We start from the raw sequence: 9,150 nt of genomic DNA on the forward strand, positions 1-9,150 counted from the left end.
ATGGCCGGTTCCGGCACCAACGAGACGCCCGGCTTCATCGCCGTGGAGACCGGCGACGACGACGGCCTGCCGCTGGCGATCGCCTGGACGCTCACCGACGGGCGCATCAAGCACACGCTGATCCAGCCCGACGACGACTGGCTCGACAGCGAGATGCACTCGCTGGGCGGCTACAGCATGGAAGAGCTCACCAGCATCGGCGTGAGCCCGCTGGACGTGATCCGCGAGCTGGAGAACGACCACTTCAACCAGACCCTCTACACCGCGGGCGTCGGCGACGACGAGGCGGCCATCTCGCGCCTCTTCGACACCTACGGCCTCGATCCCTTCGTGGAGCTGGCCCCGGCCGAGAGCCTCTATGGCGACCTGGAACCCGGCGACTGGCCGCGCGCCCGCGGCGACCTGTTCGGTGAGCTGGGGCTCGAGCCGCTGCGCCCGGAGCATGAGGTGGAGGTGATGCTGCACCTGCACTTGCGTCTCGCGCCGGGCGCCGAGGACCGCGAGGCGATCCCTTTCGATGGCCGACTGATGGACGGCGACGACGTCGACGACTGAGCGGAGCGCTCAGGACGCGCCGGCACCCGGCCGCGCCAGCAGGGCGCGCGCCGCCTCGACGACCCCCTCCACCGAGGGCAGGGTGAGCGTGGCGGCCGGCCCCAGGGCGATGAAGCTGTCCTCGGCGGTCAAGCGCGCCAGCCGCTCGCCCGCCACGCCACGCTCGACGAGGCCGGTGATCAGCTCCTCGCTGACCGAGCCGCTGCGACGGCACTCGTCCACCACCAGCACCCTCGCGCAGTCGGCCACGCGCTCGTGCAGGGCATCGTGGTCGATGGCAGTGAGCCAGCGCAGGTCGATGATGCGCACCGCGATGTCCTCGGCCGCGAGGCGCACCGCGGCCCGTCGCGACAGCGCTATCCCGTTGCCATAGCCGACGATCGCCAGGTCGCGCCCCTCGTCCCACTGGCCGAGCGTCCCCACGGGCAGGCGATAGTCCGGGCCCGGATCGACGCCACAGGCGCCCTCGTCGCCCTCCTCCAGCAGGTCGCGGGCGTGATAGCGGGCGATCGGCTCGAGGATCACCACCACCCGCTGCTCCTCATCGGCCAGGCGCACCGCCTCCTGCAACAGCCCCACCGCCTCGACGCCGCCGGACGGGCAAGCCACCAGCAGCCCGGGGATGTCGCGCAGCACGGCGATGGCGTTGTCGTTGTGGAAGTGGCCGCCGAACCCCTTCTGGTAGCCGAGCCCGGCGATGCGCACCACCAGGGGATTGGTGTACTGCCCGCCGGAGAAGAAGCTCAGGGTCGCCGCCTCGCCGCGCAGCTGATCCTCGGCGTTGTGCAGGTAGGCGAGGAACTGGATCTCGAGGATCGGCACCAGCCCGCTCTGGGCGAGCCCGATGCCGAGCCCGAGGATGCTCTGCTCGTCGAGCAGGGTATCGATCACCCGATGCGGCCCGAAGCGCGCCTGCAGCCGCTGGGTGACGCCGTAGACCCCGCCCTTGCGACCGATGTCCTCGCCGGCCATCACCAGGTGCGGATGGCACGCCATCAGCCGCGACAGCGTCTGGTTGATCAGCCGCGCCATGGGTGCCGGGGTGGCATCGACCTCGCCCTGCCCGGCCTGCCGGCGACCGGCGCGCGGCGGCGGCACGATGCTCGCCATCACCTCCTGCGGGCGCTCGAGCTTCGGCTGGCCTACCGCCGCCTCGGCCTCCGCAGCCACTCGCTCGCCGATCGTCCGGTAGCGTTCCCCGATCTCGGCTGCCGAGAGCAGGCCGTGGCGACGCAGCAGTCCGGCGCTGACCAGCAGCGGGTCGCGCGCCTCGTCGGCCGCGATACGCGCCGCCGAGCGATAGGCCTGCTCGGCATCCGATCCGGCGTGACCGTAGAGGCGCACGCAGCGCAGGTGCAGGAACACCGGCTGGCGGCGGGTGCGGGCGATGTGCGCCGCCGCGCGGGCCGCCCGCCAGGTGTCCAGCAGGTCCAGGCCGTCGCCGGCGAGGTAGTGAATGCCGGGGCGGGCGCGCATGCTGGCGGCGATCCAGCCGGGGGGCGTGGGCATGGAGACGCCGAGGCCGTTGTCCTCGCAGACCAGCACCAGCGGCATCGGCGCGCCCTGGAAGGCGGCCCAGCCCGCGGCGTTGAGGGCCCCCTGGGCCGTGGAGTGGTTGAAGGAGGCATCGCCGAAGCTGCACACCACCACACCATCTGCCAGCCACTCGCCGCCGCCGCCCAGACGCCGCCACAGGCCGAGGCTGTGGGCCGCGCCGACCGCCTTGGGCAGGTGAGAGGCGATAGTGCTGGTCTGGGGCGGAATGGCCAGATCCTTCGAACCAAGCACCTTGTGGCGCCCCCCGGAGATCGGGTCGGCGCTAGAGGCGACGAAGCTCAGCAGCAGATCGCGGATCGGCGCCTGGTTCGCCACGCCGCGGCTGCGCTCGATCAAGAAGGCGGCGTCGCGATAGTGCAGGAAGGCGGGATCATCGGGACGAAAGGCGCGGGCGATGGCCGCGTTGCCCTCGTGGCCGGCGCTGCCGATGGTGTAGAACCCCTCGCCCCGCGCCTGCAGGCGGCGGGCCTCGAGATCGAGGTGGCGGCTGATCAGCTGGGAGTCGAACAGCTCGATGAGCGCCTCGGCGTCGAGTCCGACCTCATCGAGCCCGTGCTGCTGGTCGGGGGCGGGCCAGTGATCGTGGCGCAGGGCGTCAAGGAAGCGCTGTTCCTGGGGCAGGGCGTCGGCCACGGGCGGCCTCCGGTCGCGGCGGCGGGTGCCTACAGCCTAGTCGACCGTCTCCAGTCGCCGCGAGCCGGCCGAGGCGACGGGCTCGAGCAGGGCACGTCCGGCGACCACCGCGGCCTCCAGGGACTCGCCCTCGCGGTAGAAGGCCGCCAGCGTACGCCGGAAGGCCGCCGCTCGGCTGGGCAGGCCCTCGCGCAGGTAGCGCTCGGCGCGCGCCTCGACCCGCGCCCGGAAGCCCTCGCGGTCGACCTCGACCTCGCCCAGGTTGTCGACGCTGACGTTGAAGGGCAGCCCGCAGGCCTCGGCGAAGACCCGCTCCAGCGCCTGGGGCGCCACCTCCACCGATTCGAATTGACGCTGCTGGTCGGCATCGCGGCCATCGGGCAGGTACCAGTAGCCGTAGTCCTCGAGCTCACGGCGTCGCGCGCCGGCGATGCACCAGTGGCTGATCTCGTGCAGGGCGCTGGCGAAGAAGCCCCGGGCGAAGATCACCCGGTGCCAGGGGCTCACCGCGTCCGCCGGCAGGTAGAGCGGCTCGTCGCCGCCGCGCACCAGTCGCGTCTTGAAGGTCGGCTGGAAGAGGCCGTCGAACAGGGCGATGACATCCTCGAGGCGGTGGCTCACGCGGACTCCCGGACAGTGACAAAAGGCGCCATTATAGGCGCTGAGGGGGCGGAGCGAAAATCGCCACCTCCTGATAGACTGAGTGCCTTCCCGGCGCTCGTCGCGGATCGACGTCGCCTTCCCCACTGCCGCATGGAGCCGCGCCTTGGTGCCGTTTTCCTCTCGCCTGCTGGCCACCAGCCGCAGCGAAACCCCCGCCCTGATGCGTCTGGCCCTGCCGATCTGCGGGGCCCAGCTGGCACAGGCCGGGATGAGCGTGGTCGACGTCATGATGACCGGGCGGCTCAGCGCTACGGACCTGGCGGCGGTCTCGGTCGGCGCCAGCCTGTGGCTGCCACTGATGCTGTTCATGACCGGCACCCTGATGGGGCTGACGCCCATCGTCGCCCAACTGCTCGGCGGCGGGCGCACCGCGGGCATCCGGCCAAGCGTCCATCAGGCGCTGTGGGTGGCCCTGGCGCTGGGGATCGTCGCCGCGTTGCTGCTGTGGAGCGTGGTGATGCCGATCTTCCGGCTGATGGCGGTGCCCGAGGAGGTCGCCAGCCGTGCCACGGCCTACCTGGCGGCCCTGGCCTTCGGCATGCCCGGGGTGGCGCTGTTCCAGGCGCTGCGCGCCTTCTCGGACGGCATGAATCACACCCGCCCGTCGCTGTGGATCAGCCTGGTGGGACTCGCCGTCAACGTCCCCTGCAACTTCGTGCTGATCTACGGCGGCGACGGCCTCACTGGCCTGTTCGGCACCGGGCTGCCGGACTGGCTGCAGGATCTGCCCGCCCTCGGCGCGCTGGGCTGCGGCATCGCCACGGCGATCTCGATGTGGGTGATGAGCCTGACCATGTTCGCCTATACCCGCCGCTCGAAGGCCTACGGCGACATCGACCTGTGGCGGGCCCCCTCCCCGCCGCACTGGCCGCTGATCGCCGAGTTGCTGCGCGTGGGCGTGCCGATCGGGGTGGCGATCTTCGTCGAGGTGACCCTGTTCACGCTGATCGCGCTGTTCGTGGCCAGCCTCGGCGAGATCACCGTGGCCTCCCACCAGGTCGCGCTCAACTACACCTCGATCCTCTTCATGCTGCCGCTGTCGCTCGGCATGGCGCTGACCGTGCGGGTGGGCAACACCCTCGGCCAGGGCCGCCCCGACCAGGCACGCCTGGTGGCGTGGAACGGCATCCTGGTGGCCCTCGGCGTTGCCGGGCTCAACAGCCTGCTGCTGTGGCTCACCGCCGAGCCGGTGATCGCGCTCTACACTCACAACAGCGAGGTCGCACGCCTGACGCTGTCGCTGGTCGGCCTGGCGATGCTCTACCAGGTCTCGGACTCCCTGCAGGTCAACCTGGCGGGGGCCCTACGCGGCTACAAGGACACCCGGATCATCATGCTGATCACCCTGCTGGCCTACTGGCTGGTGGGGCTGGGAGGCGGTCACTGGCTCGGGCAGGTCGGCCTCGCCGGCTGGATCGACCCGCTGGGCGTCCACGGCTACTGGATCGGCCTGGTGGCCGGCCTGACCACCGCCGCGATACTGTTGGGTGAGCGACTCAGGCGTATCAGCAAGGCGAGGGCTCATGACAGGTTCGAGACTTACGTCGATTAACGGCGTTCACCCACGTCGTCACCACCGGCCTCGATGGCTGCTGGCCATGGCGCTGGCACTGCTGGCCGGCTGCGGCGAAGGCGAAAGCGAGGCGCTACTGGGCGACTATCAGCGGCATCTGGCCGACACCCTGGCCCTCGAGGCTCCGCCCCGTGCCTCCCCGGACAATATCGGCGCCTTCCCCGAGCGGGACCAGCGGCTGCTCGAGGTCGCCGAGACCCGCGAGGGAATGCTCGACGTCTACGCCCTGCGCGGCTGCCATATCGCTTCCCTGGTGGCGGGACGCAACAATCAGCTGGGGCGGGTGGCGCCGCCCAGCCAACGCTGGCTCTACGAGCTCGAGCTGTGGCGACAGCTCAGCGAGTGCTGGAACACCGAGGTGCCGGCGACACTCTCCGACACCAGCCGGAAGCGGCTCGCGCGACTCACCGACCTCAAGACCGAGCAGCTGCCGCGAGTGAGCTGGAATGCCCTGTTCGCCTCCGAGGAGTGGGTCAAGAACTTCTCCCGTGCCAGTGCCCCCCTCGCGCCCGAGGCCCTCGGCGAGGCGGCGCCCCGCAGCGCCGCCCTGGCCTATCTGCGCGAGGCGACCCTGCGCCAGTTCGATCCCGACTGGCGCGCCGATTCCGCCACCCTGGAGGGCCACTTCAAGACGCTGCAGGAGCGCCCGTTCTCCGCCGAGCTGCTGCGCACCCTGCTGCTGGCCGAACAGCGACTGGACGAGGCCTCGACGCTGCTCGAGCAGGCGCTGGCCCGCGCCGACAGGCAGGCCTGTCGCGTCGCCCCCGAGCGCCTGACCGACGCCCCCGAGGCCACTCGCCTGAGCGAGTGGCTGGCGAGTCTGGAGCGCTCGGCCCGCCACTGGCTCGAGGCCATCGATGCCCTGCTGGATGCGCAGGTGGCCGCGCCTCCGGCGGTCGCCGAGTATCGCCGCGACTGGCTGTCGCTGAGCCACCCCGAGGCCCCCCTGCCGGCCTTCGCCGAGGCCCGCGATCACCACCAGGCGCTGCTCTCTCGCTTCAACCGTCGCTGCCAATCCACCGCCGGGACTTAACCTCGGCAATCACTCTGTGCTATTGATGAAGCTACAGTGACGCAGTGCGCTGCTGACCAGGCCGATGCCGCGACCATGCAGCACTTGGAGGGACATCATGGGAATCCCGCAGTCACCCCGCAGCGCTCGAGTCATCGATCTCGAGGCCATGCGCCAACGCCAGCTGGCACGCCGCCGACTGGTTCGCCTGTCACCCGAGCTGGACAACCTGGAAATGGTCTATCGCCTCTCCTCGGATGGCGACACCCTCTACGGCATGCCGCTGCTGGCGTGGGGGTTGCAGGAGGATGGCGAAGTGGTGGGCCTGGTACCCTGGATGGAGGCCCTGACGCCCTGCCACCGCCTCGATGACGCCGATCACGGTCACTTCATCGGCTATCGCGATCCGGAGACCGAGGAGCTCTTCGAGCAGGCGCCGGAGCACAAGGTGCTGGAGCTCGAGCACGCCGCGGCCTACTTCGACTACGAGGAGACCGACGAGACCACACTGATCCAGCAGCTCCCGGAGACGCAGGGCACTCACGCCCTGTGCATGGACGAGGGCGACGCCCCCTGGCAGCTCAAGCAGGTCTTCGGCTGGCGGCTCTACAGCGACGGCGCGGTGGAGGCCCTGCTCGCCGATGAACGCCGCATCGAGACGACGCCGATCCTGCCCGGCGACCCCTGCCTCTATCCCGGCCATAGCCAGCACCGGGTGGTCTACTTCTTCCAGCGTCAGATCGCCAGCCGCATCCGCCAGGAGGATCCCACGACCCTCGAGGCCCTGGCGCTGATGGTCATGCCCGACGGCGACGCGGCCCCTGAAGCCAAACCCGGGGCCGAGTAAGGGGCCGGGGGCGCCTCAGCCGAGACGGATCAGGTAGCGGTAATGATCGTCATCCTCGTGCTGGTAGATCAGCTCGTGGCCGAGAAAGCTGCAGAACTTGGGGATGTCACGCGTCGTGGCCGGATCGCTGGCCACCACCTCGAGCACCTCTCCGGGGCGCATGTCGCGCACCCGGTTGTGCATCAGCATGATCGGCTCGGGACAGTAGAGCCCGGTGGTATCGAGCCGTGCATCAGTGGGCGGCAAGGAATCCGCGGAATCAACCATCGATGACCTCGTTGCAGGACAGGAAAGTAGGAGAGTGACTGGATGATCAAGATCATTATCGAACGTCGTATCATGCCCGGCCTGGAGGAGGAATACGAGGCGGCTGCCCGGGACGCCATGCGCCACTCCCTCGGCGCACCGGGCTTCGTCGGGGGCGAGAGCCTCGTCGAGTTCGGCCACAGCGATCGACGCCTGATGATCACCAAGTGGCGCGACCTGCGCGCCTGGAAGGAGTGGTACCAGAGCGAGACCCGCGCCCGTGTCATGCAGGGCCTGCTGCCGCTGCTGACCGAGGACGAGCGCATCCGGATTTACGAGGCGACCAGCGGCTGACGACCGCCGCCGGCGTTCGCAAAGAGCGCCATCAATCCCTAAGTCGCACGTGCACCGTCACCTCTTCCCGGTCGTGGTAGAGGTGGCGACACGCCACCTCCGCCCGCACACCGGCCTCGGCGAGCGCCGACTCGAGGCGTGACAGGCAGCCGGCGACCTCCTGCCAGCGCCGCTTCATCGGCAGCTTGAGATTGAACACCGCCTCGCGGCACCAGCGACGCACCAGCCAGCGCTGGACCATCGCCATCACCCGTGACGGCTGATCGACGATATCGCAGACCAGCCAGTCGAGCCGCCCGGGAGGCGCCCAGACGAAGCCGTCCTCGCGCAGATGCTCCACCATCCCGGTGGCCATCAGTCCCTTGTCCATGGGCCCGTTGTCGATGGCATAGACATGCATGCCGCGCTGGACCAGCTGCCAGGTCCAGCCTCCGGGAGCCGCCCCCAGATCGGCCGCCTGCATGCCCTCCCCCAGCCGTTCGTCCCACTCGTCTCGCGGAACGAACTCGTGCCAGGCCTCCTCCAGCTTGAGCGTGGACCGACTGGGGGCCGCATGGGGGAAGCGCAGCCGCCGGATGCCCCCCAGCAGTTCGCTACGGTTGCCGGGAAAGCTCATGCCCAGCTGGACCCGATCCCCGTCGCTCCACAGCAGGTGCAGCCGACGGCCGCCCGCCTTGCGCCGCAGGGCACCGCGCTTCTTCAGCATCGATTCCAGCGGACGCTTCAGCGCCTTGATCAGGCCGGCCAGGGCCTTGGCCTCGTTAGTATCCGGGGTCTCCTGCCACAGCGACTCGAAACTCCAGCCGCTTTCCTTCACCTGGTCGAGGATGGGCGACAGCCGATCCTCCCGAGAGAGCGACAGCGGCGGCAGGGCCACCAGGCTCTGGCGCGCGAACACCAGGCCGGCAAGCGGCAGGTCCCGATGCAGCCCGTTGGCCGGCTCGCCCTCCTCGACCAGGAAACGCACGAAGCCGCCATCGGGGCGATACTCGGTGGTCCCGGATCGGCCGAGAGCCGCGGCCTTTTCGGTGATCTCGGTGGCCAGGTCCGACTCGAAGCCCGGACGGCAGTAGAGCAGCAGTTCACTCGGCTTGGTCATGGTGTTCCTTGCTCGACGGTGGTCGCCGGGAACCGGAGGCCACCAGCGCCTCGATGTCCTGGAGCTGGACGTTGAGGGCGTTGGTGGATATCTGGATCTCCCAGCAGGAGTAGATCAACGAGACGGACAGCAGCACGAGGCTGGCCCCGAACAGCACCAGCCCCGGTAGATCCAGCGACAGGAAGAGCGCAAACATCGAGAGGGTGCAGAACAGGAAGCTCAACACACCGGCCAGCTGCATCCGCTTGGTCAGGGAGATGCGCCGGCGCAGCAGCACGATCTGCTTGGCATTGCCCTCGTGGTGCTCGCTTCGCTCCTCGTCGGCCAGCTTGCGAATCAGCTGGGCCAGTGTGAGAAAACGATTGGTATAGGCCAGCAGCAGCAGTGAGATGGCGGGAAACAGCAGGGCGGGAGTGGTCAGCGTCACGGGCGATCTCCGGGATGATGGCTACGCTCATGGCGACAGTCGACGCTGTCACAGACTCAACATGAAAAAACCCCGAGCTCGTTGAGCTCGGGGTTTTCTCGGAATAGGTGCCTGACGATGACCTACTCTCGCATGGGGAGGCCCCACACTACCATCGGCGCTGATCGGTTTCACTGCTGAGTTC

The 9,150-nt window shown here is 69.4% G+C and carries 10 protein-coding genes and 1 rRNA gene; 5 read left to right on the forward strand and 6 right to left on the reverse strand.

Annotated elements, in window-relative coordinates:
• Nucleotides 1-555, forward strand: a complete 555-nt coding sequence (locus tag ACGTNG_RS14295; protein ID WP_394797190.1) for a hypothetical protein — start codon at nt 1-3, stop codon at nt 553-555.
• Nucleotides 556-564: 9 nt separating this feature from the next.
• Here the strand turns inward: ACGTNG_RS14295 and ACGTNG_RS14300 are convergent, their stop codons facing one another.
• Nucleotides 565-2,745: a thiamine pyrophosphate-dependent enzyme gene (locus ACGTNG_RS14300; RefSeq protein ID WP_394797191.1), complete on the reverse strand. Its 2,181-nt coding sequence runs from the start codon at nt 2,743-2,745 to the stop codon at nt 565-567.
• 36 nt (nt 2,746-2,781) lie between these two features.
• The gene (locus ACGTNG_RS14305; RefSeq protein ID WP_394797192.1) at nt 2,782-3,366 is read right to left on the reverse strand and encodes an elongation factor P hydroxylase; all 585 of its coding nucleotides are present in this window, start codon (nt 3,364-3,366) and stop codon (nt 2,782-2,784) included.
• A 202-nt stretch (nt 3,367-3,568) separates the two neighbouring features.
• On the opposite strand from ACGTNG_RS14305, the gene ACGTNG_RS14310 reads away from it, so the two are divergent.
• From ACGTNG_RS14310 to ACGTNG_RS14320, 3 genes are all read left to right on the forward strand, one after another.
• Nucleotides 3,569-4,960: an MATE family efflux transporter gene (locus ACGTNG_RS14310; RefSeq protein ID WP_394797207.1), complete on the forward strand. Its 1,392-nt coding sequence runs from the start codon at nt 3,569-3,571 to the stop codon at nt 4,958-4,960.
• Nucleotides 4,961-5,006: 46 nt separating this feature from the next.
• Entirely contained in the window at nt 5,007-6,014 is a 1,008-nt protein-coding gene (locus ACGTNG_RS14315; RefSeq protein ID WP_394797193.1) for a DUF3080 family protein, read from the forward strand.
• 97 nt (nt 6,015-6,111) lie between these two features.
• A complete protein-coding gene (locus ACGTNG_RS14320) occupies nt 6,112-6,840 on the forward strand; it encodes a hypothetical protein (RefSeq protein ID WP_394797194.1) in 729 nt (242 codons plus the stop codon).
• A gap of 15 nt (nt 6,841-6,855) precedes the next feature.
• Here ACGTNG_RS14320 and tusA read toward each other — a convergent pair whose 3' ends face one another.
• The gene (tusA, locus tag ACGTNG_RS14325; protein ID WP_394797195.1) at nt 6,856-7,107 is read right to left on the reverse strand and encodes a sulfurtransferase TusA; all 252 of its coding nucleotides are present in this window, start codon (nt 7,105-7,107) and stop codon (nt 6,856-6,858) included.
• A 42-nt stretch (nt 7,108-7,149) separates the two neighbouring features.
• On the opposite strand from tusA, the gene ACGTNG_RS14330 reads away from it, so the two are divergent.
• Nucleotides 7,150-7,440 carry an antibiotic biosynthesis monooxygenase family protein gene (locus tag ACGTNG_RS14330; protein WP_349756950.1) on the forward strand — a complete coding sequence of 97 codons (291 nt, stop codon included), beginning with the start codon at nt 7,150-7,152 and terminating at the stop codon, nt 7,438-7,440.
• Nucleotides 7,441-7,471: 31 nt separating this feature from the next.
• Here the strand turns inward: ACGTNG_RS14330 and rlmM are convergent, their stop codons facing one another.
• The 3 genes from rlmM to rrf all read right to left on the reverse strand — a co-directional run.
• The gene (rlmM, locus tag ACGTNG_RS14335) at nt 7,472-8,539 is read right to left on the reverse strand and encodes a 23S rRNA (cytidine(2498)-2'-O)-methyltransferase RlmM (RefSeq protein WP_394797196.1); all 1,068 of its coding nucleotides are present in this window, start codon (nt 8,537-8,539) and stop codon (nt 7,472-7,474) included.
• Entirely contained in the window at nt 8,523-8,966 is a 444-nt protein-coding gene (locus ACGTNG_RS14340) for a DUF2721 domain-containing protein (protein WP_394797197.1), read from the reverse strand. Before ACGTNG_RS14340 ends, rlmM begins: the two co-directional genes overlap by 17 nt.
• Nucleotides 8,967-9,075: 109 nt before the next feature.
• A 5S ribosomal RNA gene (rrf, locus tag ACGTNG_RS18125) occupies nt 9,076-9,150 on the reverse strand; the annotation flags it as partial.

The organism is Halomonas sp. B23F22_3 (assembly GCF_043496965.1).
Lineage (GTDB): Bacteria > Pseudomonadota > Gammaproteobacteria > Pseudomonadales > Halomonadaceae > Halomonas.

Excerpts from the sequence above, each read along its gene's own strand:
- ACGTNG_RS14315 (WP_394797193.1), top strand. The coding sequence starts at position 5,007 with ATGGCGCTGGCACTGCTGGCCGGCTGCGGCGAAGGCGAAAGCGAGGCG.
- ACGTNG_RS14295 (WP_394797190.1), top strand. The coding sequence starts at position 1 with ATGGCCGGTTCCGGCACCAACGAGACGCCCGGCTTCATCGCCGTGGAG.
- ACGTNG_RS14330 (WP_349756950.1), top strand. The coding sequence starts at position 7,150 with ATGATCAAGATCATTATCGAACGTCGTATCATGCCCGGCCTGGAGGAG.
- tusA (WP_394797195.1), bottom strand. The coding sequence starts at position 7,107 with ATGGTTGATTCCGCGGATTCCTTGCCGCCCACTGATGCACGGCTCGAT.
- ACGTNG_RS14310 (WP_394797207.1), top strand. The coding sequence starts at position 3,569 with ATGCGTCTGGCCCTGCCGATCTGCGGGGCCCAGCTGGCACAGGCCGGG.
- rlmM (WP_394797196.1), bottom strand. The coding sequence starts at position 8,539 with ATGACCAAGCCGAGTGAACTGCTGCTCTACTGCCGTCCGGGCTTCGAG.
- ACGTNG_RS14320 (WP_394797194.1), top strand. The coding sequence starts at position 6,112 with ATGGGAATCCCGCAGTCACCCCGCAGCGCTCGAGTCATCGATCTCGAG.